20 protein-coding genes are annotated in these 26,581 nt (G+C 36.8%); 7 read left to right on the forward strand and 13 right to left on the reverse strand.

The annotated features are described in order from the left end of the window. Positions 1-127 precede the first annotated feature (127 nt). Entirely contained in the window at positions 128-1,519 is a 1,392-nt protein-coding gene (gene mnmE / locus G7050_RS04795) for a tRNA uridine-5-carboxymethylaminomethyl(34) synthesis GTPase MnmE (protein WP_166117640.1), read from the reverse strand. A gap of 496 nt (positions 1,520-2,015) precedes the next feature. Further along, the gene (locus tag G7050_RS04800) at positions 2,016-3,860 is read right to left on the reverse strand and encodes a glycoside hydrolase family 13 protein (RefSeq protein WP_166111966.1); all 1,845 of its coding nucleotides are present in this window, start codon (positions 3,858-3,860) and stop codon (positions 2,016-2,018) included. 254 nt (positions 3,861-4,114) lie between these two features. Between G7050_RS04800 and G7050_RS04805 the strand changes: the two genes are divergently transcribed. Both G7050_RS04805 and G7050_RS04810 read left to right on the forward strand, forming a co-directional pair. Then, positions 4,115-5,023 (forward strand): AraC family transcriptional regulator, encoded by a 909-nt coding sequence (locus G7050_RS04805; protein WP_166111969.1) that lies wholly within the window; start codon positions 4,115-4,117, stop codon positions 5,021-5,023. A 96-nt stretch (positions 5,024-5,119) separates the two neighbouring features. After that, positions 5,120-6,112 (forward strand): aldo/keto reductase, encoded by a 993-nt coding sequence (locus G7050_RS04810; protein ID WP_166111972.1) that lies wholly within the window; start codon positions 5,120-5,122, stop codon positions 6,110-6,112. A gap of 105 nt (positions 6,113-6,217) precedes the next feature. Here the strand turns inward: G7050_RS04810 and G7050_RS04815 are convergent, their stop codons facing one another. The 5 genes from G7050_RS04815 to G7050_RS04835 form a co-directional block, all read right to left on the reverse strand. Then, on the reverse strand, positions 6,218-6,775 hold the full coding sequence (locus G7050_RS04815) for a hypothetical protein (RefSeq protein WP_166111975.1): 558 nt from the start codon (positions 6,773-6,775) through the stop codon (positions 6,218-6,220). Between the two features lie 267 nt (positions 6,776-7,042). Continuing rightward, positions 7,043-7,474, reverse strand: a complete 432-nt coding sequence (locus tag G7050_RS04820) for a GNAT family N-acetyltransferase (protein WP_166111978.1) — start codon at positions 7,472-7,474, stop codon at positions 7,043-7,045. Between the two features lie 105 nt (positions 7,475-7,579). Beyond that, entirely contained in the window at positions 7,580-8,146 is a 567-nt protein-coding gene (locus tag G7050_RS04825) for an alpha/beta hydrolase (protein ID WP_166111981.1), read from the reverse strand. 16 nt (positions 8,147-8,162) lie between these two features. Then, entirely contained in the window at positions 8,163-8,825 is a 663-nt protein-coding gene (locus G7050_RS04830; RefSeq protein ID WP_166111984.1) for a vancomycin high temperature exclusion protein, read from the reverse strand. Next, a complete protein-coding gene (locus G7050_RS04835) occupies positions 8,825-9,691 on the reverse strand; it encodes a nucleoside phosphorylase (RefSeq protein ID WP_166111987.1) in 867 nt (288 codons plus the stop codon). The genes G7050_RS04830 and G7050_RS04835 overlap by 1 nt, the downstream gene beginning before the upstream one ends. 617 nt (positions 9,692-10,308) lie before the next feature. Here G7050_RS04835 and G7050_RS04840 point away from each other — a divergent pair. Continuing rightward, positions 10,309-11,049 (forward strand): hypothetical protein, encoded by a 741-nt coding sequence (locus G7050_RS04840; RefSeq protein ID WP_166111989.1) that lies wholly within the window; start codon positions 10,309-10,311, stop codon positions 11,047-11,049. A gap of 254 nt (positions 11,050-11,303) precedes the next feature. Here G7050_RS04840 and G7050_RS04845 read toward each other — a convergent pair whose 3' ends face one another. Next, complete coding sequence (locus G7050_RS04845; RefSeq protein WP_166111992.1) at positions 11,304-12,920, reverse strand: SusD/RagB family nutrient-binding outer membrane lipoprotein; 1,617 nt, start codon at positions 12,918-12,920, stop codon at positions 11,304-11,306. A 139-nt stretch (positions 12,921-13,059) separates the two neighbouring features. Continuing rightward, on the reverse strand, positions 13,060-16,266 hold the full coding sequence (locus tag G7050_RS04850; protein ID WP_166111995.1) for a SusC/RagA family TonB-linked outer membrane protein: 3,207 nt from the start codon (positions 16,264-16,266) through the stop codon (positions 13,060-13,062). A gap of 542 nt (positions 16,267-16,808) precedes the next feature. Here G7050_RS04850 and rlmH point away from each other — a divergent pair. The 4 genes from rlmH (at position 16,809) to G7050_RS04870 (ending at position 23,308) form a co-directional block, all read left to right on the forward strand. Beyond that, positions 16,809-17,282, forward strand: coding sequence for a 23S rRNA (pseudouridine(1915)-N(3))-methyltransferase RlmH (gene rlmH, locus G7050_RS04855; RefSeq protein WP_166111998.1), 474 nt, complete (start codon positions 16,809-16,811; stop codon positions 17,280-17,282). 383 nt (positions 17,283-17,665) lie between these two features. After that, entirely contained in the window at positions 17,666-20,320 is a 2,655-nt protein-coding gene (locus G7050_RS04860) for a carboxypeptidase-like regulatory domain-containing protein (protein ID WP_166112001.1), read from the forward strand. A 19-nt stretch (positions 20,321-20,339) separates the two neighbouring features. Next, positions 20,340-22,265 (forward strand): choice-of-anchor J domain-containing protein, encoded by a 1,926-nt coding sequence (locus tag G7050_RS04865; RefSeq protein WP_166112004.1) that lies wholly within the window; start codon positions 20,340-20,342, stop codon positions 22,263-22,265. Positions 22,266-22,516: 251 nt separating this feature from the next. Continuing rightward, positions 22,517-23,308 carry an RNA methyltransferase gene (locus G7050_RS04870; protein WP_166112007.1) on the forward strand — a complete coding sequence of 264 codons (792 nt, stop codon included), beginning with the start codon at positions 22,517-22,519 and terminating at the stop codon, positions 23,306-23,308. Positions 23,309-23,433: 125 nt separating this feature from the next. Here the strand turns inward: G7050_RS04870 and secG are convergent, their stop codons facing one another. Genes secG through G7050_RS04890 form a run of 4 tightly spaced genes read right to left on the reverse strand, consistent with a single transcriptional unit; the run spans position 23,434 to position 26,503 of the window. Next, entirely contained in the window at positions 23,434-23,796 is a 363-nt protein-coding gene (secG, locus tag G7050_RS04875) for a preprotein translocase subunit SecG (protein ID WP_166112010.1), read from the reverse strand. Positions 23,797-23,805: 9 nt separating this feature from the next. Further along, entirely contained in the window at positions 23,806-24,699 is an 894-nt protein-coding gene (locus G7050_RS04880) for a hypothetical protein (protein ID WP_166112013.1), read from the reverse strand. Positions 24,700-24,725: 26 nt separating this feature from the next. Next, positions 24,726-25,232, reverse strand: coding sequence for an LptE family protein (locus tag G7050_RS04885; protein ID WP_166112016.1), 507 nt, complete (start codon positions 25,230-25,232; stop codon positions 24,726-24,728). Next, complete coding sequence (locus tag G7050_RS04890) at positions 25,229-26,503, reverse strand: sigma-54-dependent Fis family transcriptional regulator (RefSeq protein WP_166112018.1); 1,275 nt, start codon at positions 26,501-26,503, stop codon at positions 25,229-25,231. Before G7050_RS04890 ends, G7050_RS04885 begins: the two co-directional genes overlap by 4 nt. Positions 26,504-26,581 lie beyond the last annotated feature (78 nt).

Here is a 26,581-nt window from a genome sequence, read left to right on the forward strand (position 1 = left end):
GACACAAAAGATGTCACATCATTCATTAATATTGATCTCCAAAGATAAAAATAGAAAAGAAAAAGTCGCTATAAAATAGCGACTTAGTTATACATTATAAGCAATATCTATTAATGTTGATTAGTTATCATTTGCCGATACAGAACTTACTAAATATATTTCCCAAAATATCATCAGTAGAAATTTGACCTGTTATCTCTCCTAAATAATGCATACACTCACGAATATCCTGAGCCAGAAAATCACTGGATAAACCGGATTCCATTCCATCCGAAACACGAGTAATTGCAGCCAAAGCATTTTTCAGAGCTTCATAATGGCGCATATTGGTAACAATAACATCCTGCTCTCCAAATTCAGGAATATTAGCTGCTTCCACTAAAATATCCTGTAGATTTTCTGTACCCTGATGATACTTTGCCGAAATAAAAATTCGATCGGGAATCAAGTCGCTTAACAATTGCTCCTTATGCTCCTTACGGGCAGCAGGAATTATATCGACTTTATTAAATACCAAGATTAGCTTCTTATCTTCCGTTAGTGGTAATATTTTTTTAGATAAAGCAATAGTACGGTCATCTTCTGTTTCAGCATCAATAACCCAAAGAACTATATTTGCCTGCTCTAACTTCTTAAAAGTACGCTCTATACCGAGACTTTCTACAACATCATCTGTATCACGAATACCTGCTGTATCGATTAACCGGAATATAAGCCCATCAATATTTATAGTATCTTCGATTACATCACGGGTTGTACCATGAATATCCGAAACAATCGCCTTTTCTTCTCTTAGCAATAGATTAAGTAATGTAGACTTTCCTGCATTCGTCTCCCCTATTATTGCTACAGGAATACCCGTTTTTACTACATTCCCTAAAGAAAACGAATCAGCCAATTTTGCTATCACTTCATGAATATGGCTTGCTAATTTTTTTAAATTATCCCGGTTTGCAAACTCAACATCTTCCTCTGAGAAGTCTAACTCTAATTCTATCAAAGAGGCAAAATTGAGTAAATCAGTACGGAGTTCGACCAGTTTATTACTGAAACCTCCTCGCATTTGATTCAATGCCAATCGGTGAGTAGCAGCAGAAGTTGAAGCGATAAGATCGGCAACAGATTCAGCCTGTGACAAATCCATCTTTCCATTCAAAAATGCTCTTTGAGTAAACTCACCTGCACCGGCCAAACGAGCACCTTTCTCTAATAGCAACTGCAAAATCCCCTGTTGTATATATATAGATCCATGGCATGAGATCTCTACACTATCTTCTCCTGTAAAAGAACTTGGATTATGAAAGACACTAACCAACACCTCATCCAAGGTCGTATTATCTTTCACAATAGAACCAAAATGAATTGTATTGGCTTTCTGATCTACTAATTTCTTACCTGATGGAGAACGGTAAACCGCATCAACCAATCCAATACACCCTTTACCCGATAAACGAATAACGGCAATCCCTCCTACCCCTGCAGGAGTAGAAATAGCTACAATAATATCCGACTGTTGCATCATAAGTTTAATCTTTATCAGTTAGTACAATATTCATTTTAACAGCCCCCATTTTAAAACCCCTACTCTAGAATACAATAATATCTCATCTAAGATTTAGATATAACAATACACCCTCTAAAACCACAAAAAACTAATTGAAAACAAATTAACAGACCACCAACAAAACCCATACAAATAGAATAAATCTAAATTCGAAGGAGAGTTATAATAAAATCACATCAATTTGCCGGCACTGAAAAATTCCGACTGCATACCAAAGATAAGAATATTCTTGAAATCTAAGGACAGGTCAACTACTCAATATAGAATATCTCTCCCTGAAGAAAAAAAATCAATAAAACAGGACACAAGAAAGGGATGAATAATATTCATCCCTTTTCCCTCACGTAACCAAATAATCTAATTACCTAAAATTTTCCTGAACCTAAAAATATCTTAGTTTTCGGGAATGATAGTTTACGAAAAGGATATCACCCCAAACTGATTTTCAACTTTAAAATTCGAGTACAATCACATCCCGTGGAGCAATAGCCAGAGAAGTTCCGCTAACGTCAATTGTTTTTCCCGTTATAACATCTTTCGATTGAGTTTTAGGCAACACCTCTCTATAATTTTCCAAATTTAATGTTTTCTCACTATCAGAACCACTCAAAAATACTACCACCGATTTGCCATTATATTTACGTTCATAAACATAAACTCCATCAATAGGTACGTAATGTTTCAGAGAACCCTTAGCTATAACATCATTGCCTTTACGCCATTGAAGGATCTTTTGTGTAAAATCATAAGCAGCATTTTGCTTATCGGTTCTACCGTCACGTGAAAAAGCATTTTGCTTATCACCTGCCCATCCTCCCGGAAAATCCTCTCTCAATGTGCCGTCACCATTGGCCTTATCGGCAGCCATAAGAATTTCGGTTCCATAATATATCTGAGGAATGCCGCGAGTTGTTAATAGAAACGCCAATGCTTGCTTATACTTTTTCATATTATCTGCTTCCTCATCAGTTTTAAAGAAGCGAGATGTATCGTGATTATCGAGGAATGTTAATAAATTCGATGGATCGGCATATACAATATCCTGTGCCAAATAATCATGTAAACGGGCAACACCTTTATCCCAGTTACTCTCTTCATCAAAAGCTGAATTCATAATTCCCATTAAAGGGAAATCCATTACAGTTCTTAGATTTGAATTAAGAGGATAAGCCAGCTTACTATCTTTCTGCCAAAACGAAATACCGACATTACTACTCAACCATGTTTCACCTACAATATTAAAATCGGGATATTCCTCTGTCACCTGCTTGCACCACTCCGACATCATATCAAAATCGGCATATGGATGTGTATCCTGACGGATTCCGTCTATTCCGCCATGCTCTATCCACCAAATACTATTCTGTATAAGATATTTTGCCACATGCGGATTTCGTTGGTTAAAATCGGGCATAGGCTCTACAAACCAACCATCCAAAGCCATTTTTTTATCATGGGCAGAGGTATATGGATCGTATTGAGTGGTTGTTCGGTAAGTTGTTTGGATGTATTTATCAGGAAAATTAAACCAGTCTTTTGCAGGCTTATCTTTAAATAAAAAGTTCTCACTTCCGCAATGGTTGAAAATCATATCCATAACCACTTTCATCCCTTTAGCATGCGTTTTATCTACTAATGAGATAAACTCGTCATTCGTCCCAAAACGTGGGTCAGCCTTGTAATAATCGGTAATGGCATACCCATGATATGAACCATGAGGCATATCATTCTCTTGTGTAGGATTCAGCCAGATAGCTGTAACTCCCAGGTCTGCAATATAATCCAAATTATCGGAAATACCTTTAAAGTCTCCTCCATGGCGACCATACTGGTCATTACGATCAACCTTATTATCAATCATACCTTTTATGACATCATTCGAAGGATCTCCATTTGCAAATCGATCAGGCATAATTAAATACAAAACATCACTCGTATTAAAGCCTACTCTTTCTGCCGATCCGGCTTTTCGCTGCTTTAATTCGTAAGGTATTGTCTTTTTTTCTTTTCCTCTTTGCAGAACTATATCAAATTTTTCGGGCTTAGCATCAGCTAAGTCCACATATAATAATAAGTAGTTTGGATTATCGAATCGCACCAACTCTTTTATTTTAGCACTCTGAGAAGTTATTTTGGCATCGCACTTAGCGATATTATCACCATACATTAATATTTGAAGCTCGGTGTTTTTCATTCCTGCCCACCAAAATGCAGGTTCTAGTTTTTTTACATCAATAGCATTAGCTGTTCCGTAAATTAAAACTGTCAACAGTAAAATTAAATACGATTTTTTCATTCTCTTTTGGTATTAAGATCCAGATCCTTTTAATACTTTGATTAACAACAAACCAAAGTAGCCTGATTTTTAGTTTAATAAACACACAGAATATCTGATGTTAGCAAAACTAGATAATAAATAACAAACTTTTATTCAGGATTTTATTTTTCACAACAAAAAATATTGCAAACGATTGCAAGAACCAACCTCTTTTAATTGAAAATGTAAAAAGATGATATGTCTGAAACGAAAAACTCACTATATTTATACGCATGAAAATATTTGAAAACATTAATGATTTCTACATAAGGAAGCAAGCCGACTTTTCGTTTCAAAACAAAGGAACATCACCCAAATATGGACATTTCAATGTTTTTGAGAGAAAAAATGGCACAGGAAATTCGGGGTACAGCAGACGCGATTTCTACAAAGTTTCTTTAATTATAGGCGAAGTAAAACTATTCTATGCAGATAAATGGGTTTTAATAGACCGCCCTGCACTTCTGTTTTCCAACCCCCTGATACCATATGCCTGGGAAACTGTCAGCGAAAGGCAAGAGGGATTCTATTGCCTTTTCACAGAAGAATTTATACAGCCATCCGAACGAAACGACAGTCTGGCAGATTCTCCTTTATTTAGAATAGGAGATAATAAAATATTTTTCCTCGATGATAAGAAAGTGGAAGAGATATCTGTCATATATCGGAAAATGATAGAAGAAATAAACACCGAGTATATTCATAAGTACGATATCTTACGCAATTATCTTCATTTGATTATCCATGAGGCAATGAAGATGCAGGTTCCTGACAAGAATACCTTTCAGAACAGTGCATCGGAACGAATATCCGGTTTATTCTTAGAACTTCTCGAAAGACAATTTCCCATAGATATACCCGAACACACCCTTAAAATGAGATCGGCAAATGATTTTGCCCGTCAGCTTTCGGTACATGTAAATCACCTGAACCGTACTATCAAAGAAGTTACAGGAAAAACAACGTCAGAGCATATTTCTGAACGGATTACAAAAGAGGCTCACGCTCTTTTAAACCATACCGATATGACGGTAGCTGAAATTGCTTTTGGCCTTGGATTCGAGCACCCCAGCTATTTCAATAATTTCTTTAAGAAAAACTCCGGAGTATCTCCCGGATCGATACGCAGCAACAATAAATAATCGCTATTGTTTGAATTTTATAATATCTTCTTTGAATTTCGTAGCAACGGACCAATGGTCTATATGTACTTTTGTCATATCAAAAAACAAAAGATTATGAAATACAGAAAACTTGCGAAAACGAATGAACAATTATCCTCTTTAGGATTGGGTTGCATGGGCATGAGCTATGCTTATGGTCCTACAAATGAATCGGAAAGCTTAGCTACTTTACATAAAGCATTAGATCTGGGCATTAATTTTTGGGATACTGCCGATGTGTACGGAGCAGGAGCAAACGAAGAGCTTATCTCGAAAATATTAGCAGAAAACAGAGATAAAGTATTTATAGCTACCAAATTTGGATTTAGATACGATAAAGAAGCCGGACTAGGAGCAGCAGGTGTTGACTGTTCTCCGAAATGGATGAAACAAGCTGTTGAGAAGAGTTTGAAACGATTAAAGATCGATACAATAGACCTTTATTATGCTCATCGAATAGATGCAAGTATTCCTGTTGAAGAAACGGTTGGTGCAATGGCAGATTTGGTACAAGAAGGCAAGGTTCGCTACTTAGGACTAAGCGAAGCTTCAGCCGAATCTATACGCAAGGCAAATGCAGTACACCCCATTTCAGCTCTGCAATATGAATATTCGGTATTAACGCGTGATCCTGAACGTGAAATATTGCCGACTGCTCGTGAACTGGGAATTTCACTTATCCCCTACTCTCCATTATCAAGAGGATTAATCACAAACAGATTGGATGTTTCGAAGATGGATGCAGGAGACGACTTCCGCAAACACCTACCTAGATATCAGGGCAAGCATCTCGAAAACAACAATAAGCTCGCTGCCGCATTTGCAGAGTTTGCACAGCAAAAAGACATCACAGCTTCGCAACTGGCCTTAGCTTGGGTACTGGCTCAAGGAGAAGATATTATACCGATTCCGGGAACAAAAAGAGTTAAATATCTGGAAGAAAATGCCAAAGCTGTAGACGTTGTACTTTCGCCAACCGACCTGAAAGCAATCGAAGATATATTAGCTAAATATCCCGAAGTAGGCGACCGATATACCAGTGAACAATTGAAATACACAAACCATTAAAGTTCAATCTCTTTTGAAGGACTTGTAACTTTAGCAGGTAATTACAATAAAAGCACGTAACTGTTCAGTTACGTGCTTTTGTTTATCTTGTCAGTTTCTTTGAATTCATTCTTTCACGATTTCTTTTCTATAGACTGTCTTCTTATTCGGCACATCGTATATTTCCATAATAGATCCCTTATCACTGATTGCATGTTCTTTAATATATTTATCTATCTGAGGATAAACTTTCATCAAACCGATCATTATTGATATATGCCCTTTAAACGGAAATTCTGCTGTAATATAATTTCCCTTGGGATATGTGCGTACTTTATATTTAGTTGCTAATTTCGCGATTTGAGTACTATCCAGACCTTCAACAATGCAGCCGACCTCAGAACGAAGCTTGCTTTTTTCCACTTGCTGCGGATCGTCAAGAAAAACACCAAACCCTTTAGTTGTAGCAATCCCCTCATTATTGAGTAAAGCATAATATACTTTATCTGTAAATTTTCCACTTTGGGCATAATCCCCTACAACCTCTTCATAGACCAATACTTCTCCGCCTTGTACCTCTTCTTTCACTACCACTTTACTTAGTCCGCCATAATAGATATAGGCTACTACAACTATTGCAATAAGTAGTGCAATTACAATCAATACAATTTTCAATATTTTCATAGTAATTTGTTATAAATCAAAAACACATCGTCATCCTATCTCTTTTCGCATAAAGCATACCCTGAAAGGTAAGTGATCGAAGTCTTTAAACCCGCTTTCGGCAAACCCTTGATCCGCATACCAGTTTTTGAGTTTTGCATTTGAATCAATCAAAGAAATCGAAACTGCTTTTGAACCCAGTTTTTTAATTTTAGAAGTTGCAAAATTCCATATAAATTATCTTTTGATGTAATTTGTATAAAGTCCATTAGTGTCAATTATTCGTTATCACTTAAATTCAAATCGGTAGACATTTGTATCTCTCTGCTCGAAACCTAGCTTTTTATACAAGGCATTAGCGGCAACACGGTAGGGGCTTGAGGTTAAATCAAGCTTACTAACTTCCAACTGTGTATTGGCGTATTCAAGGGCAAACTCAATCATTTTTTCACCAATCCTCTGACCTCTCCTACTAACATCCACCACAACATCTTCAAGACTGGCTTTAAGCCCTGTCGGTATTTTATACAAGACTAAAGAGAATGTTCCGACTATTTGATCTCCCTGTTTTGCCACAAAAAGAAATATATTAGGCAAATCTATTATTTCTTGAAGATATTCTCCTGATAAAGGCTTACAATCGGGAGCCAACTGAACCATTAATTGTCCTAAAGACTCTACAACATCATCCGATACTCGGGTTAATCGTTCTATTTTCATATCTAATATTCAATTTAAGTTCGCAGAACTATTTATTGCTTTGGCAAGCAAAACAGCGACAGGTTGTTATACTTTTAAAATGTATCATTAAATATTTTCTTTTACTTATATTGAAAAATCAAGCATTTTATTTAACTCAACCTCAACTAAGCGAAAATCAAGATATCCATCCCTATCAAGGAAATGCTTTCCCTCATCCAGAAGATAGAAATCTGCTTCTAACCGAGATGCCATCTGCTCGGTATATTCGTAAGGAACAATATCATCATCCTTTGCTGCAATGACAACCCTTTTACACACAAGTCTCTTGACAGCATCACAATCCAACTTGCCCTGCACAAACTCTTGAAGTTGGGGCAAAGGTGTTGAATCGATAAAACCCGAAACGAGAATAACGCCTTTTATTTTTTGATTATTCTCTATAATAAATTTGAGGGAAGCTACGCAACCCAAACTATGACCTATAAAAATAGTATTTTCATTGATTCCTGTAGTATAATCTCTCAAATGATTCATCCATTTATCCAATTCGGGATTCATAGAATCGGGCATATCTAAAATAGACACTTCGACATCAGCAGAATTAAATTGTTCTTTAATCCAAGGAAACCAATGAGATTGAGCCGAAGCTGTGTACCCATGCACTATATATATCTGTGTCTTTTTACTCATATTACTTTCCTAATGTTTATTTTATTTCGACCGGCTTACCTAAAAACTTAGGCTGTTTATCCAACAGAATGTCAACGAAGACTTTCACGCGGGCAAATTTTTCCCTAACGATTGTTTTATATGATACACGTCCCAAGGCAACATCTTTGGCATTATAACCATAGGCGGTAAACCCATAATATTGTGCAAGGAACACAGCTCTTTCGTTATGAAATTTTTGAGATACAACTATAAATGAGTCCTGCCCGAATATGGCATTCATCCGAACAACCGAATCTAATGTACGAAATCCTGCATAATCAAGATATATTATACTATCGGGAACACCCAATGCCAGAAGTGCGTCACGCATATCCTCAGGCTCGCTATAGCCTTCACGCCCGTTATCGCCACTCATCACAAAAGCCTCAACCTTGCCTGCCTCATATAGCTCATAAGCGGCTTGGATACGATTGTCGAAATATGGATTTGGCAAACCACCACGTATGTATTTAGATGCCCCTAATACTAATGCAACCTTTTGTGGAGGAATACTATCCACATTATTATACAACCAAGGTTTTGTATCATGAGGAATCTTCCAGTTTGCAAATAACAATACAGCTACTATAACAAAAAGAGCAGCAGTTAAAAAAACGGCTACTCTTTTAATTCTATTTTTCAATTTCCGTTTATCCATTAAATTCGATCAAGTACCGTTTTTATTAAATCTTCTATTGATCCTTTGTAATTAGAGTTCGACTCTCCTGCTAAACGGTTGGCTATAATTGTACAAACCGTCATAGCTCTATGTCCCATCAAACGACCCAGACCGGCAAGAGGAGCACTCTCCATTTCGTAGTTGGTTATAACATCCGACCCAAATTTAAAGCTTTCAATACGACTATTCAGATCGGGATTTGCCAAGGGTATACGCACAGTACGACCTTGAGGTCCATAAAAACCGATTGCAGAAATGGTAACTCCTTTGATCATATCATGCCCTATTTGCTGTACCAATCCTTCGTCTGCTTTGACAACATAAGGGGCACAATGCAGAGGAGACCAGTTTACATGTTTCTTGAAAGCCTCTTCGAAATCAAGTTCTGCTACAGAGTTTCGTCCTTCGTAATAGTTTAAAACTCCGTCGAAACCTATTGATTTTTCAGAAACTACATACGAACCGATAGGACAATGGGGTTGTAATCCTCCGGATGTACCCACACGTACCATAGTCAGCTGTTTAAAGTCTTTCTTTACTTCACGCGTCTTGAAATCAACATTTGCCAATGCATCCAGTTCAGTAATTACGATATCGATATTATCGGGACCTATACCATGAGACAAAGCCGTAATGCGCTTTCCTTTATATGTTCCCGTAATGGTATGAAACTCGCGACTTTGTACTTCACATTCTATGCTATCAAAAAAAGAAGCTGTAAGTGTAACCCTGCCAGGATCGCCCATCATGATGATCTTATCGGCAAGTTGTTTGGGTTTTATATGCAAATGGAATACACTGCCATCATTATTGATGATTAATTCCGATTCTGGTATTATACTCATGTCTATTACTTTTTATACGTTTAAATACAAATATACAGATTTAGATGGATGTAAAAGCCTTTTCTATAAACATTCTGATGATTCGATATTTGTTTTTATCACCTTACTAAAGAATGAATACTGGTCAAACACAACCGAATATTTTTTGATATTTGCATCTTCACTATCGCAAATATTACCGCCTTCAAGAACCTCCTTACATAAACGATCTTATAGGCATATAATGCTTCTTATCAAACATTTTGAATGTATTATTTTCAATATAAACAAATTGTACATTTTGGAATTAATTTACAATTTGACTAAAAAAAGCCAAGTCTGTTTTTTACTATTTGCCTAATTTAATTATACGTTTTGGTAAAACTGAACGAAAAAAATCATACTTAATTTGCAGTGTATAATTCGAATGGCTAATCGTCAAAGAATTGAGATTGAGATTGCATCCTTATCATTTTGAAATGAAAGAGGATTTTTGATCAGAGGGTTTGCTTAAGGAAAAGCTATCATTGCCGTCTGGTCCAACTCATTAGAATCAAGCAAACTCATTTTAAATATCATATATATATCTACATCTTTCGATGTGGATCTAAGTCTAACTTAAATAAATATAAATTACGATGAAAATATTCTTAGCTCTAACACTAGTATTTACCACTTATTTACAAGCCTACACACAAGTTGGCATTAACACCGAAGATCCAACTGAGATGTTAGATATTAATGGAAATATACGGCTTCGCAGGTCGGTAAACCTTGATTCGATATCGGATCCTTCTGATTATACAAACATCCTAAGGATGAATTCAAGCGGAGTTTTCGGATATACAAAAGAGAAAAAGGCCCTGGGTGGGTATACATTTTACGATGTATACTCTCAAGAAATGCCTGCTCCTGTTACCAGCATGCTTGCCAATGGCTCTGTTCCACTAAATGTATCTATTAAGGCTCAGGTTCCGCCTAATTCTTCAGCTATCTTTTTCATTGATTATAATATTCCTATCAGTGCTGATAAAAATAAAAATGAACCTATTGAGTCTTTTTCCTTAAATTATTTAGGTATTGCGCTATTCAAAACAGGTGATATTGAACTTGAGGAAGGATCTCGTAAATTTACAGTCTTTAGACCGGCAAATACAACTACTTCCGCCATCGGAATGCCCGTGTTGGGAAAATCGGTTCAAAAAGTCAAAAACACAACAGACAATACAATGTATATAGACTATTATTTGCATGGTTATATCGAAGGTAACACTTCAAATAACCCCGTTCGTTTTGGGATGTATTCGGCTACAGGCAGCAACTTTAATTGGGGAAGAGGGTTGATGACCATCATGGCTTATGTAAAAGACATTGAATAATGCATAAAAGCCAATATTTAGAACCCGTCTTAAATATCGCCAAAATCGTTTATTACTGAGTATTACCACTATTCTTGAGAACATGGTAAGTTCACCTAAACATTCCCCGCTTATTACCAGCATGCTCTGCCGACTAAATCTGATAGTAATAAGTGAAAAATTAAAATAATGAAGCTGGAATGGCCTCTATAGAAAAGTCCCGAAAGAATATTTTCCTTCGGGACTTTTCTATAAAATGAATATTTTTTACTGCATTATTTATCCCACCATACTCTGGAAGTCATTTTATCTCCACCCACAAGATTGGCTACAGCTGCCTGATAGTTAGCTGCATTGATATTAGCCTCTGATGTTGCATAAGTAAACCTACGAGGAATAGTCCCATTAGTAGCATTACCATAATAATCGACTTGTTTCAACACCGGATAACCTGATCGTCTCCAGTTAGCCCAAGACTCGTATTCATCGACAAAAGTTACCACCCAATACTGCGTATTGATTTGATTCAGTGCATCTGCATCATTATATGGATTATTTGCCAAATAACGGGAAATCTGATCCGAAGTGATTCCTCTCACTCCATAATCGGCAAATTGCTCCATAGCAGCTTTAACCCCTGCCTCGTAATAATCCTTTGCACTACCACTGATCCAGCCACGATAAGCTGCTTCTGCCATTAATAATAAATTCTCTGCATGAGTTATTACAAATGTGGGAGCATCCAAACGTGCATATGTATAGCGGTTAACAACCGAATACTTAGTCATCCCCGAACGGGTTACAATTACTTCTCCGGGATGGTCAGGGTCTGGTGCCGTATCATCACCCGGCCAGTTTGGAGCTTTAGATATATCTGTAAGACTGTTTTTGCCTAATTGATCATATCCATTTGGCATACCCAACTGTATTACTGCAGTAGTATCTCCATACTCAAACTTAGGATCAAGAGCTCCGTATTTAGGATTTTCACATACGGTTGCAATATAAGTCAGACGCGGATCTTTACTATTTCTCAAATGATCAATAAAAGTTTGGCTTACACGAGATGCATCGGGATCAAGATAACACAAAACTTTTCCACTAGCATCGGCTGCATCATCAGTTGTTGCATCATGTTTTATAATTGCATTGTCGGCATTACTGGTATACAACCCTCCGTCTACAGCCTTCTTTACCCACTTTTGAGCTTCGGCAGGATCTACTTTCGACAAACGCATACCCAATCTCAACATAAGTGAATAAGCCGTTTTCTTCCAACGATCAACATCTCCCTGATACATTATATCAGCCGATTTTATATTGTTGGGTTTTGTAGCATCCAAAGTTTGTGCTGCTTCATCCAACTCCTTCAACATATCGGCATAGATACTTTGCTGAGTATCGTATTTAGGATATTTAATTCCTGAGATATATCCTTGTCCCGCTTCGGAATAAGGCACATCACCATACATATCGGTCATTCGGTGCATCAGAATAACTCTCACGATACGTGTCATCTGAAATTCGTTAACTCGGGTTGCATCGTCTTTCCATGCAAAATAGGTCTCCATCAATGTTTTTATACCCGAATCATACGAATCGAAATAGGCTGCATTATAGCCCGAATTATAGGTGTATTTATCTCCGGCCCAATATCCTTGAGTTGATGACAGATGCTGCATCATAGTACTGCAGTATATCAAATTGTTACGCCATGCAGCCCAGTCTCTTCCGGCAACAAATACTTGCGCACCCGTAAACATCATTTCGAACTTCATCTTATCGCCTGTCACGTGCTGAGGGTCGTTGTTTACATCACCAAAGTCTCCACAACTTGATGAACCGAACAACAAACTTACAGCCGCCAATATATATACTATTTTATTTTTCATATTGTTCTTATTTAAAACTGTTTTGAGGTCTCAGACCTTTTTAATGTTTTGGTAAGTAACATACTATAGTTTGGCATGATTCTTAAATCTATCATTAAGCTTTAGTATTAACTTACTTAAAACCTGCTCTTCGGATTTCTTAGAATTTTACATTCACATTGAAACCAATGCTTCTTGTTGGTGGATAACCATTCAATTCCAGTCCTTGTCCGTTTGTATTATTGTAAGCAGATTCAGGATCAATATTAGGAGTATGTTTCAACAATGTCCAGATATTACGTCCCACTAACGACAGACTCAAAGCCTTTACAAATGAACCGCGAATAAATGATTGAGGAACACGATATCCAATAGACAACTCTCTCAATTTGATAAAGCTTGCATCATACACAAATTCCTCATCGATTGCATTTTCGGATGAAATACGCCTCCAATACAATTGAGCATCTACCGCTGTTGTATTAGGAGTCCATACAGGATTATCGCTTGTACCTGTATTTACAACACCTTTACCAACATAACCGCCTTCACGTCCACCTAAAGTTTCCTTTTGCAAACCTGTTGAATATAGATTTAGGTTTGTTCCCGAAAATATCTTAGCACCAAATTTATAGTCAAATAACAGAGACAAAGAAAAATCTTTATACGTAAAGTCATTACGGAATCCTCCGGTTACTTTATAAATACCATTACCTAACACTTCTTGTTTATCGGTACGTATAGGATATCCGTCTTTATCATAAATCCGGTCACCATTTTCATTTGTTTTATATTTATATCCAACAATTTGACCATAAGGATCACCTACAATATTCATAATTACAGCATTCCCGTTACGTGCTTGAGCTCCATCAATAGATAGAGACTCTACACCTCCCAGATACAATATTTTACTGTTGTTATTGGCAATATTAAACGAAGTATTCCACATAAAATCTTTCGTTTTTACAGGCACGGCATAAACCATTGCTTCGATACCTTTATTTTGAATCTCACCGATATTCATTACAGCACCGTAATAGCCTGATGTATAACTGGTAGTTACAGTAGTAATGTCATCAGTCGTTTTCTTTTTGTAAACTGCCATATCGAAACCTAAACGATTATTCAAAAATTGAACATTCAATCCTGCTTCCCATTCCTGTATTTTAACAGGTCTCAAGTCCGCATTAGGAATATTTCTGTTTGTTACTTTTCCGACTGACTGACCTTGAATCTTGAAAGTTTCCAATGAATAGGTCAGGTAATTTTGATAAGGAATAGTTCCATTCGAAGATTCCGCATAAGATGCTCTTAGTTTACCTGAGTAAACCCAATCGGGCATTTTAAATGCTTCACTAAACATAAAGCTGGTACTTACCGATGGGTAGAAATAATGGTTATTATTCGGATTAAGAGTCGAGAACCAGTCATTACGACCTGTAAAATTCAAGAACAAATAATCTTTGAACCCAAAATCAGCAGTTCCATATACCGAGTTTACACGATATTCTGAATAGGTTTGTGTATAAGGTCTGTTTGCTACGTTATTGGCTGAATAAAAATAAGGAATAATAAATGGTCCTATCATACCATCTGTTCCGTATGATTTATTAACGGTTCTCTGCATATTCCCTCCGAATGTTGCATTGATAGTAAACGTCTCATCCACTTTTTTATTGAAACCGATCAAGTAGTTACCATTCAACTCGTAATAATTTCTTTCCCACTCTTCGATCTTTCCACCGGGGTCAGCACCCGACCCTGTTGGAATTATCAATTGATAGTCCATTACATATCCGTCACGAGTCACCTGTCCTTGAGCGTATAACCAATCGGTTATGTCGTATTTAAGAGTTGCTCCTGTAGTAAAACGATTCCTACGAGTTGAATTACTTCGTTCACGTGTCAAGAAATAAGGGTTATTAAAGTAAACATTATTACCTGGAAGTAATTCGGCACGATCGGCATCAACTGCAGGTTTTAACCACCTTACGTCATACGAATTAGCCAGATAAAGTAAAGTAGCATTTACGTTAGCATTACCATCCGAAAGATTAGCTCTGTTTCTGACCTTTTCGAAAATATAATTGGCAGTAACCGTAAGATGCACCTTAGGAGTAATATTATAAGTGGTATTCATATTGATCCCTTGTTGTTTCAATCCCGAATTAGGAATAACCGAGGCATCTGTAATGTTTGAAAAACCAATACGATATACAATCTTATCTCCGCCTTTTCCACTTAAAGCTACCGAAGTTTGATTGGTAATACCTGTATTATAAAAATGTTTCCAATTATCTACCGGATTATAAGCATATTCATCACCTAGGAAATTTACGGCTTTACCACCATCCATTTTTTCTCCCCAACTCGAAGAATAGGACTCTATAGCGGCACTCTGAGACAAAGGTCTGCTATTTTGTGTTCCCTGCCCATATACCTTTTGAAATTCACGATGGTCGTAAATAGTATTAAAGGTTAAGTTGTTATTCACTTCAACACCTATACCTTCGGTTGCTTTTGATCCCGATTTTGTAGTAATAAGTATTGCTCCATTACCTCCCCGATAACCGTAAAGAGCCGAAGCGGCAGCCCCTTTCAGAACCTGAATATCTGCAATATCATCGGCATTGATATTTGATAGTCCATCGCCCATTTCGGCACCACCCCATGTTCCGGCATTACCCTGAGTACTGTTATCAAAAGGGATTCCGTCTATCACATACAAAGGCTGATTATTTCCTGTCAATGAAGCATTACCACGAATCACAACACGGCTACTTCCACCGGGGCCTGTAGAATTATTCGATACGCTTACACCGGCAATCTTTCCGGTTAATGCATTTCCTAAATTTATATCCCGAGATTCTGTAAAGTCCGACCCCGAAACTTGTGTAGTTGAGTATCCAATAGATCGGGCTTGTCTTCTGATCCCAAGGGCTGTTACGACAACTTCACCCAGAACCTGAGTATCTTCGTTCAAAGTAACATCTATAGTAGATTTACCTTTTACCGATACTTCCTGAGGCGTAAACCCTAAATAACTAAATACAAGAGTAGCATTTTGATCAGGGACATTGATAGAATACTTTCCATCCAAATCAGAGATTGTTCCGGTAGTAGAACCTTTGACCGTAACAGTTACACCCGACAATGGCTCACCTGTTTTATCAATTATTCGTCCCTGTACTTTATTTGTTTGTTGCTGATCACTAACTGTACTTCCATCAAGTAGGTTGAGTGAATTAGGAGCTGCAGATAAAAAATCACCAGAGCAACAAATAGATAATGCTATAGTTGCCAATGCAGTCCGTTGAAAATATTTCCCCAAAGAGATATGGGGCAACTGGAATTTGTGTTTCATAAAATGAAGAGTTTAAAAGTTTTTCACGCAATTGTTTTCAAAACATCTCACATGTTCAAAAAAAACATACTACTAACTACAACATGAAGAGATATTTCCGTTTAGCAGAAGTTACTTTAAGAAGTGTTTATCATGATTTCAATTATATTAAGAATTACATATATGATCTACATCTACCCTCTACTAGGAAAGTCATATATATGGTCAACAGATGCAAATAAAAGAATTTCCCCCTTATTAATCGAACATTTTAATATAAATACGTCAATAAAACGCCAATGATCAAAAAATCAACAACTTACACCCAAAATGCTAATAAACAATAAAATACATAAGTCAAAAGAAAATAATTAGAAAAAAGAGAGTAATATTACAAAAAAGAAATATTGACATTATGTCAATATAATTAAAAGATTAAGGAAATAATGGTGCGTTAAAATAGCCTATCATATTATTCATATGTAATCAGATAAAAAATCTATTCTTTTATGTCCAATGGGTATAAAGAAAAAACTTACTTTTGTTCTTTAATTCTTTAGAATATGAAAATAAGTCTTCTTGTTATAGGAAAAACCGATGCCGGATATTTTGTGGATGCCATCCGTGAATACGAGAACCGCCTGGGCCATTATATACCATTTGAAATGCTAGTAATACCAGACATAAAGAACACAAAGAGTCTAACTGAAAGTCAACAAAAAGAGAAGGAAGGCGAACTGATTCTAAAACATCTTCAAGCCGGAGACTACCTCGTATTATTGGATGAACGAGGTAAAGAATTTTCTTCACTACAATTCGCAACCTATATCGAAAAAAAGACACATACCGTAGCCAAAAGACTTGTATTTATCATTGGAGGTCCTTATGGTTTTGCCGAAACAATATACGATAAAGCTTCTGAAAAAATCTCCTTATCAAAAATGACTTTTTCTCATCAAATGATCCGCCTTATTTTTATAGAACAGCTCTACAGGGCAATGACCATACTAAATAACGAACCTTATCACCACGAATAAACCTAAATCACACGCCTCCTCAAAATGTTAATTATTTTAGCTTATGGGGATTTATTTTATTATTTGTTCAGGATTAATTATAAAATACCTTACCTTTGCCATTCATTTAAGTTATTAAGAATCTTATGTGGAGCCATCTCTCCAGACAATATATATTTTTGTTATTTAGATCTCTGATTATTAAGCGAGTCTACAAACTCGGGCACCTGAATATAGATACAATCCAACCCAAGTCGAACTTTCATTATTATTCTTATTGAATGGAATGCTTGAGGAAATATAAAAACACAAATATGGTTGAGCAATCCGAATCTCGACCCTTACTACCGGAGCATAAAAGAAATCTATTACATTATATAATCCCTAAACTATCAAATTTTATCATGAGGAGAAAACTATTTTTTCTGCTTTTCGCTATTTTATTTGGTTCGATATCAGCCTTTTCACAAAATGTGATAAAAGGTATAGTAATCGACAAAGACACCAAAGAGGCCTTAATTGGCGTATCTGTTTATTCGGAAGAAAGCAAGGTTGGAACTTCTACTGATCTTGACGGAACTTTCAGTCTGCATGTATCATCAATAAAAGGTAAAGTTACATTTACTTATGTAGGGTACAGTCCGTTAAAACTAGACGCGAAAGCCGATTTAGGTACAATCGAATTAGAAAGTAATGCTATAGGTCTTAAAGACGTGGTAGTAACATCATCTGTTGCTATCAGACGTAAAACTCCCGTAGCAATTTCGGTGATTGAACCTGAAATGCTTGAGACAAAACTTAGTTCTCAGGAGTTTCCCGAAATCCTGAAATCAACACCGGGTGTATATGCCACAAAACAGGGTGGAGGTTATGGTGATTCACGTATCAACTTACGTGGTTTTGAATCTGCCAACATCGCAGTAATGGTGAATGGTGTTCCTGTTAATGACATGGAATGGGGAGGTGTTTACTGGTCTAACTGGGCAGGACTTCAAGACGTAACACGCTCACTACAAGTACAACGTGGTCTTGGAGCATCTAAAGTTTCTGCTCCATCGGTAGGAGGAACAATTAATATTGTAACCAAATCAACCGATTCTGAAAAAGGAGGAGCTGTACTATACAGTATGGGTAATGACGGATACAATAAAATTGCATTTAATGTATCAACAGGTCTTAGTAAAAACGGATGGGCGATGAGTTTCCTAGGTTCTAAAACTTGGGGAGACGGATATATTTTAGGTACTGAATTCGAAGGCTATAGCTGGTTTCTTAATATATCAAAAATAATAAACGAGAATCACCAGTTGTCTTTTACAGCTTTCGGTGCACCTCAATGGCACAACCAACGTTATAATGGTGACAAAATGTTGATTACTGAATGGCAACAACAAAAGGATAAATATAAATTTAATCCAACTTATGGTTTTGATGCTCAAGGTCAACGCGTAGAAGCAAACCGCAACCGCTACCATAAACCTCAGATTTCATTGAACCATTTCTGGACTATCAATGATAAATCGAGTTTATCTTCTGTCGTATACATGTCTATCGGAGACGGTGCAGGACGTGCTTGGAGAGGTAATTCTTCGGTATACTCGAACCTATATGGAACAACGACTGCAACGGGAATGCTAAATACAAAATACCGTGATCCCAGAACCGGATACATGGATTATGGTAAATTGCAACAAGAAAATTCCGATGACCCTAATGGTTCTCAGGCAGTACTTACCGAATCGCGCAACAACCATATATGGACAGGTTTAATCTCTACATATACAACCAAACTGACCAATGAAATTGATGTGTATGGAGGAGTAGACCTTCGTTATTATGCAGGATTACATGACGGAAAAATTGTAGATCTTATGGGAGGACAATTTTTCATAGATCCGTCTCGCGCTAAAATAAATGAAGCAAACAGACCCGGACTTACAAGTTCATTCATTAATGAAAAGCTACAAGTCGGAGACATTGTATATCGCGATAATACCGGATATGTTGTTCAAGAAGGTGTATTTTCTCAAGCAGAATACAATAAAGATAAATTAAGTGTATTTATTTCAGGATCTATTTCGAACAGTACTTACTGGAAAATTGATAGATTTTACTACAGTAAAGAAAACCAAAAGTCGGATGTAAAGAGCTTTCTTGGTTTTAATATCAAAGGCGGAGCCAATTACAACTTAACTGAAGAACATAACGTATTCTTCAATACAGGTTATCTATCTCGTGCGCCATTTATGAGTGGTGGTTATTTCACTTCTATACATACTAGTAATGCAGTAAATAAAAATGCAATTAATGAAAAATTATTTTCAGCAGAATTAGGCTACGGATATCGTTCCAGATTTTTCACTGCTAACCTGAATGTATACTACACCAAATGGATGGACAGAACAACAGTAAGAACATTTGGTAACGACCAGAATGCATTTGTGAACCTTAGCGGACTTGATGCACGCCACCAAGGGATAGAACTAGACTTCGTTCTAAAACCAACACATAATCTGGAGATCACAGGTATGGTATCTTTAGGTGACTGGATATGGGATAGCAGAACTCAAGGATTTGTATATGACTCTTACGGTCAACCAAGTGATGGGAATAATCCTGTTGCCCCAGAAGATCAAAAGCCTATTACTATCGATATGAAAGGTGTTAAAGTAGGTAACTCGGCACAAACAACATTTGCAACAGGTGCCAGCTACCGATTATTAGACGGTCTTACGGTAGGTGCTGATTTCACTTTTTATGCTAATAACTATGCTGACTACGCTATCGAGGTACCAGATATTGGCGGAACTTATAAATACAATACTCCTTACAAAGTTCCTAATGCCGGACTGTTAGACCTAAGAGCTAACTATAGATTTAAAATCGGTCCATTTGATGCCAATTTGATGGGTAATGTAAACAATGCCTTAGATCAGGTATATATCTCCGACTCAAGAGACTTGAATCCTAGAACCGAAGGCGCTCACGACTGGAAACAGGTTGCTGTTATGTATGGTTTCGGAAGAACATATACTACAACATTGAAAGTGAAATTTTAATTCGAAATAGAATATAAAAATGAAGAAATATATATTATTACTCGCAACAATACTCACAGCAACATTCTCGGGTTGTGATTATAACGAACGTAACTTCGATGGTTTTGAGGATTTATCAAAACCTCAGAATGTCGCGACTTACGAATATACTTTTGCAGAGTCAGACATACCTACTATTGTAAAAGCATTAAATGCCAATAAAAATGCACAGGACTCGGCTACTGCAAAAATTCTAAATGCAGACAAAATGTTTTCTGCGTCTGCGGAAGCCAGTACACTCATTCCATACTTCTTGACAACAAAATATTATGCAGCAGACGTTAAGTCATCTGCAAAGGTTACTTATAAGTACAAGGAAGGACGTAACGAAACTGTAACCAACCTATCTACAGCTCCCTATACTCTTACGGAAAATGATTACAAATTAATCTGGGGCGAGAATGTAATAACAGCTCTTACCCCGGAGAAATCTCCGGAGAAATCTATACCTACAATTCTCACTAAAAATATTGCTTCTCCTACCGAAGGAATGTTTAAGAACGTAGAGTATTATTACTCAAAAGAGGAGCCTGTTAGCACTACTGTGGAAAACAAAATTATTGAAGCAGATTTTGATGCTTATCCTGCCGGCTCGGGTATATTAGTTGCCATAGACGGATGGATCAACAAAGATCTAAAAGGTAATATCGGCTGGCAAAATATCGCTTACTCAAATAATAATTATGCCCAGATATCATCTTATAATTCAAAAACGGTGAATGATGTAAGATTAATTACTAAAGTAATTGATTTAACAAAAACAACCAACCCTAAATTTTCATTTGATATTGTAGTTGGTAAATTTTCCGCTAATTGCTTATCAATCGAATTATCTGAAAATTTTGATGGTAAAGAAGCCAACATTACAACTGCAACATGGAAAGATGTAACTTCCAGCTTTACAATACCTCAACCGGCCAGTGGATATACTAAATGGGCTAGTGCAGGTACATTGGATTTGAAAGCATATAAAGGCAAAAAAATCTATATATCATTCAAATACTCAGGAGACGATACTTCAACTCCAAAGAAAACTACAACTTATCAAATTGATAATGTAAAGGCTTTTGATGAAATCATAGGTAAGGATGTAAAAAACAAAGAATTGCAATATGCGGCATACGAATACAAAAGTTCGAAATGGCAACTTGCATCTTCTGTTATATCTCTTCAACCGTCCGATTATGATGCAATGGGCCTTAAGTTCTTAACTACAGCTCAAGCGCCTAATTACCTTCCTGCATATCTAAAACTTAAGTTCCCTTTTGCACAAGAAGGAAATACCAAAACAATAGTATATAAAACATCTGCAACATCATGCTATGCTGATGAATACGTATATACAGCAGGAAAATGGGCTCCTAATACTTTCATCATAGAAAAAACCGAACAATTTGTATTCTCAAATAAAGGTTGGGTATTTGATCCTACTTTACATGTAGTAATGCAAAAAGGGAAAGCAGATACAGACGATTACATGATGATTGTAAACTATGTGAAAGCTCATCAGGCAATAGATAATCCTGCGCTAATTAGCAGCTATGGAGACTCTGAATACTATTATGGCTTCAGTGCAAACTATGGTAATATCACTTATCGTGATAAAGACAGGTCTCTGGATACAACATATCCTAAATCGGGAACTGCTGCCGAGAAAGCTGCATTCATGGATCAACGAACTATAGAGGCTATAAAGATATTTTTAACCCTAAAGTATCCGAATGCTCAGACTCAAGTAAACGGTATTGACCAAATGGCAGAAGTTACAGGACTAGTCTATTCTAATCCGGTAAGTAACAATACCAATGAAAACTGGACATATACCATGCAATGTGTTGGTAATAAAGAATGGAAATACATACAAAGAGAGTCGGAATACGGCACAATAGAAAAAGCCGGAGAATAAAATAACTCCAAACTATATAATTATATAATAAAGAGCTTGCCTATAATGGGCAAGCTCTTTTGTTTTTCGTCTTTTATTCGTATACATCAGGAAAATTATATTCCTTTGCAAATCATTTAAGTTCGCAGAACTATTTGTTGCTTTGGCTGTAGGAGTGAACCTGTGTGTTCACCTATTTAAGACAGACACACAGGTCTGCCCCTACCAACAATAATATATCATTAAATATTTTCTTTTACTTATCCTCAACTATGGAACGAATCAGCAGTCTACAAAATAGTCGTATAAAAAATATAGTAAAGCTAAGCAAGGCAAAAGAACGAAAAGCCCAGAACCTTTTCATACTCGAAGGAGCCAGAGAACTTATGCTTGCTTTATCCGCAGGATATACTATTGATTCGGTTTTTATATGTCCTGAACTTTTTGAGAAAACCGATTATCCTAGAGTACTTGATACATTATCAGACAACATCAAATACGAGGTATCTCAACAAGTTTTCGAGAAGATTGCTTATCGCGAAGGTTCGGATGGTTTAATAACCCTCGCAAAACCTAAGAAACATACATTGGATGATCTTAATCTGAACAACAATCCATTTATCATTATACTGGAAGCCGTAGAAAAACCCGGAAATCTCGGTGCTATACTTCGCAGTGCCGATGCTGCCAAAGTAGATGCAGTTATCATTTGTGACCCATTAACGGACATTTACAACCCGAATGCAATCAGATCAAGTGTTGGATGTATCTTTACCGTACCCACTGCTGTTTGCTCTTCGGAAGAAGCCAGAATGTGGCTAAAAGAAAATAAGATTAAATCTTATGCGGCCGAGTTGAAAGCTTCGAATTGGTATCATGAGGAAGATTACACACAGCCTTCAGCCATTGTTATGGGAACTGAAGCAGATGGATTAACCTCATTTTGGCTGGATAATGCAGATCGAAGAATAAAAATACCGATGCGTGGCAAAATAGACTCTTTGAATGTATCAGTATCAACTGCTGTTATTACATTTGAGGCCATGCGACAACGAGGTTTCTGATCTATTTATAAAGATAGAGAAATCTCGAAGAATAAATACTCCTCACTCCCTATAGGACAAAAAGAAGAGGAAAGCAACATTTATGAAGCTTTCCTCTTTATATTTTCAGAACTCTGAGTGCTTAATTAATTAGCTGGCTCAGGAGTTGTAGATTCTGGTGCTTGTGGCAACTGAGGCACAGCAGTTGGCTGTGGCGATTGCATATCCGGTGCTTCTGTATTATCAACCGGAGCTGTTATTTGAAGAGGCTGTCTGTCTTGAGCATTGCTAGTTATCACTTTAGTACTGATCATACTTAAAACAATAACAGTTCCTGCCAAAACCCATGTTGTTTTTTCCAAAACATCAGCTGTTTTAGGAGCTCCCATAAATTGGTTCGATGAAGAAAAGTTTGAAGACAAACCTCCACCTTTTGATTTTTGAACTAAAACAACCAAGACCAAAACAATAGACACTATAATGGTCGCAATAGAAAGAACAATTTCCATATCTTTTATTTATTTTTTATTCGAATTTTTTATTACTTTTTCCAAGAATGATAATTGGTCTGCAAAGTAAATATTTTTTTCGGGATAATTCAAGCTCAAACGCTTAATAATTTCATATGCCCGATTATATTTCTTTTGTTTAATATAAATATTAGCAAGAGTTTGCGTAAAAAAGAAATCATCGTCTAATTCTTCTTCGGTTTCTTCCTGTAAAGGAACATCATCACCATCATATAAATTCTCCTGAACCGATGGATCAAAGGTTATTCTTAAGTTTTCTTTATCCTGAGCTTTAGTTATAAAGTTATCGATTATGCTTTGATGCTTCATCTGCACCGTATCTTCAATCGGCTCCAAACCTTCTCCGGTTTCCAGTTCATTTTCGACCTCTACTGAAATAACTTCCTGAGAATCTCCATAATGAATATTGATATCCTCTATCGAAAATGAAGGAATACTATCTAAATTCACATTGGTATCAGGTTCCGTATTTTCCGAAGATTCGAGATAAGAAAAGTAATCTAAAGAAGCCATGCTCGAATTTACAATAGCGTGCTCCAATTCGCGTTGCATATCGGTGTTATCAAGCGTTTCAAAGAAAGCACTGATCAGTGCTTCTGTTCTGCTCTCCGGTAAGCTATGACCTGATTGCTTTTGAAACTCTTTATACTCGGCACTCATTACGTAATAGAACAACGCCTTTCTGTCCATAACGAAAGGTGCTAATCTATTCAGTTCTGACTGGAAATTATCTGATTCATTCAGATATAAGCACTTAATATAGGTGTATAGTCCGGCCTGAAAAAACGGATATTTTTTTGTAAGAAGTTGCAACTTAAGAAGCATCGACCCGTCGGGCTCCTTTTTCAACTCCACCAATTCGTAAAAATCCTTTATATTCATAGCCTTTTCTTATTTCAGGTTCTAAATTACCAATTTGCCATTGTAGCATTAAATATCTGGTCTACAATCTCCTTATTCAATTCTTCTACCAATTGAGCCTGTATATTATCCAACATTTCGCTACTGTTGAAGTTCTGATAGGCAGAGAATGTCTCCTCTTTATCTTCCTGCGGATTTACATTATTACGAAAACGCATTCTCACTGTCATTGTCAAGCGGGTTTGTGAGGCAAACTGCCCCTCCTGAACAGCTAAAGCCATAAGATCATAGCCTATTATTTCACCCTCTATTTCTAAATCTGCTCTACCATTATTAACCAATTGCAACTTTGTATTCCGAAGAAATACATCCCGCATATGCTCACTGAACATTTGCGATAATGGCGGATAAACCAATCTGGCCTGATTCTGAAAATCCTGAATCTGAATTGTTTTTACTTTACTATAATCTATCGAAGCTCCATTGAACTGATACGACATACGACATGAAACAGCAATAAACAATATAACTAAACAAGAAATAAGTTTTCTCATAAATTTTCTAGATTGTATTCTTTAATTTTCCGATATAATGTGCGTTCTGATATTTTAAGATCCTGAGCTGCGTATTTTCGCTTTCCACTATGTCGTTCCAAAGCTTTCTTGATCATATCTTTTTCTACATCCTGAAGTGATACTGCTTCCTCCTCATAATCATTCGAATCTATATCTTCGGCATCCTTTGATATTGGAAGCGATGAAACAGAAGGAGCATCATTGTATTTGACCGGAACCGTTATATTCGTATTACTATCTTTATCAATTACAGTAAATGCCGATGATGACGGAATTACAGAATCATTATTCAAATGTGGTGCATCTTTACCCGAAATTAAATCGTGTACGACTTTTTTCAGCTCATTCATATCCTTTCTCATATCGAAAAGCACCTGATAAAGAATCTCCCTCTCGCTATTAAATAGCTTCTGATCGGTGGCACCGGCATTGATTGTTCCTATCGGAACTATACCAACCTCATTTGCGGGTAAATATAGTTTCAATATATCCGAATTAATCTCTCTTACCTGCTCGATAATAGAAATCTGTTCTGTAATATTTTTCAATTGGCGGATGTTTCCCGGCCATCTGTAATTTTTGAGAACCTCTCGTGCATCATTAGTTAATGCAATAGAAGGCATTTGATATTTTTCGGCACATTCACTCGCAAATTTCCGAAATAATAATGGAATATCATCCTTGCGCTCGCGTAATGCAGGTACACGGATAGGCACAGTATTTAGCCTGTAATACAAATCTTCGCGAAAGCGTCCGTTTGCAGTAGCAGTGACCATATCCAGATTGGTTGCAGCAACTACTCTTACATCCGTTTTTTCGACTTTCGAAGAACCTACTTTCATATATTCCCCACTCTCTAAAACACGCAATAAACGAGCCTGCGTCGACAGAGGTAACTCCCCTACTTCATCCAGAAAAAGTGTTCCGCCGTTGGCAACTTCAAAGTACCCTTTACGTTCTCCTGTAGCTCCAGTAAAAGATCCTTTCTCATGCCCGAAAAGCTCTGAATCGATAGTTCCCTCGGGAATCGACCCACAGTTAACAGCAATATAGGTACCATGCTTACGTCGGCTGAATTGGTGGATTATCTGAGGAAAGCTTTCTTTTCCGACTCCACTTTCACCTGTTACCAGCACAGACATATCTGTTGGAGCAACTTGTAAGGCTATATCAATAGCCCGGTTGAGATCGGGACTATTTCCTATAATACCAAATCGTTGCTTTACCTGTTGTATATCGGGTTTTGCCATATTTTCGTATAATTTGAGGTCTCAGACCTTTTTAGTACTTTGGTTAGTATAACAGAAACAGATCGTTAGACTGTCGAA

Source organism: Dysgonomonas sp. HDW5A, assembly GCF_011299555.1.
In the GTDB taxonomy this organism is placed as follows: Bacteria; Bacteroidota; Bacteroidia; order Bacteroidales; family Dysgonomonadaceae; genus Dysgonomonas_A.

Bases quoted from the DNA above. Each gene is read 5' to 3' on its own strand.
- G7050_RS04860 (WP_166112001.1), top strand. From the start codon at position 17,666: ATGAGGAGAAAACTATTTTTTCTGCTTTTCGCTATTTTATTTGGTTCG.
- G7050_RS04810 (WP_166111972.1), top strand. From the start codon at position 5,120: ATGAAATACAGAAAACTTGCGAAAACGAATGAACAATTATCCTCTTTA.
- G7050_RS04845 (WP_166111992.1), bottom strand. From the start codon at position 12,920: ATGAAAAATAAAATAGTATATATATTGGCGGCTGTAAGTTTGTTGTTC.
- G7050_RS04815 (WP_166111975.1), bottom strand. From the start codon at position 6,775: ATGAAAATATTGAAAATTGTATTGATTGTAATTGCACTACTTATTGCA.
- G7050_RS04830 (WP_166111984.1), bottom strand. From the start codon at position 8,825: ATGGATAAACGGAAATTGAAAAATAGAATTAAAAGAGTAGCCGTTTTT.
- G7050_RS04820 (WP_166111978.1), bottom strand. From the start codon at position 7,474: ATGAAAATAGAACGATTAACCCGAGTATCGGATGATGTTGTAGAGTCT.
- G7050_RS04825 (WP_166111981.1), bottom strand. From the start codon at position 8,146: ATGAGTAAAAAGACACAGATATATATAGTGCATGGGTACACAGCTTCG.
- G7050_RS04840 (WP_166111989.1), top strand. From the start codon at position 10,309: ATGAAAATATTCTTAGCTCTAACACTAGTATTTACCACTTATTTACAA.
- G7050_RS04835 (WP_166111987.1), bottom strand. From the start codon at position 9,691: ATGAGTATAATACCAGAATCGGAATTAATCATCAATAATGATGGCAGT.
- G7050_RS04870 (WP_166112007.1), top strand. From the start codon at position 22,517: ATGGAACGAATCAGCAGTCTACAAAATAGTCGTATAAAAAATATAGTA.
- G7050_RS04800 (WP_166111966.1), bottom strand. From the start codon at position 3,860: ATGAAAAAATCGTATTTAATTTTACTGTTGACAGTTTTAATTTACGGA.
- rlmH (WP_166111998.1), top strand. From the start codon at position 16,809: ATGAAAATAAGTCTTCTTGTTATAGGAAAAACCGATGCCGGATATTTT.
- secG (WP_166112010.1), bottom strand. From the start codon at position 23,796: ATGGAAATTGTTCTTTCTATTGCGACCATTATAGTGTCTATTGTTTTG.
- G7050_RS04865 (WP_166112004.1), top strand. From the start codon at position 20,340: ATGAAGAAATATATATTATTACTCGCAACAATACTCACAGCAACATTC.
- G7050_RS04850 (WP_166111995.1), bottom strand. From the start codon at position 16,266: ATGAAACACAAATTCCAGTTGCCCCATATCTCTTTGGGGAAATATTTT.
- G7050_RS04885 (WP_166112016.1), bottom strand. From the start codon at position 25,232: ATGAGAAAACTTATTTCTTGTTTAGTTATATTGTTTATTGCTGTTTCA.
- mnmE (WP_166117640.1), bottom strand. From the start codon at position 1,519: ATGCAACAGTCGGATATTATTGTAGCTATTTCTACTCCTGCAGGGGTA.
- G7050_RS04880 (WP_166112013.1), bottom strand. From the start codon at position 24,699: ATGAATATAAAGGATTTTTACGAATTGGTGGAGTTGAAAAAGGAGCCC.
- G7050_RS04890 (WP_166112018.1), bottom strand. From the start codon at position 26,503: ATGGCAAAACCCGATATACAACAGGTAAAGCAACGATTTGGTATTATA.
- G7050_RS04805 (WP_166111969.1), top strand. From the start codon at position 4,115: ATGAAAATATTTGAAAACATTAATGATTTCTACATAAGGAAGCAAGCC.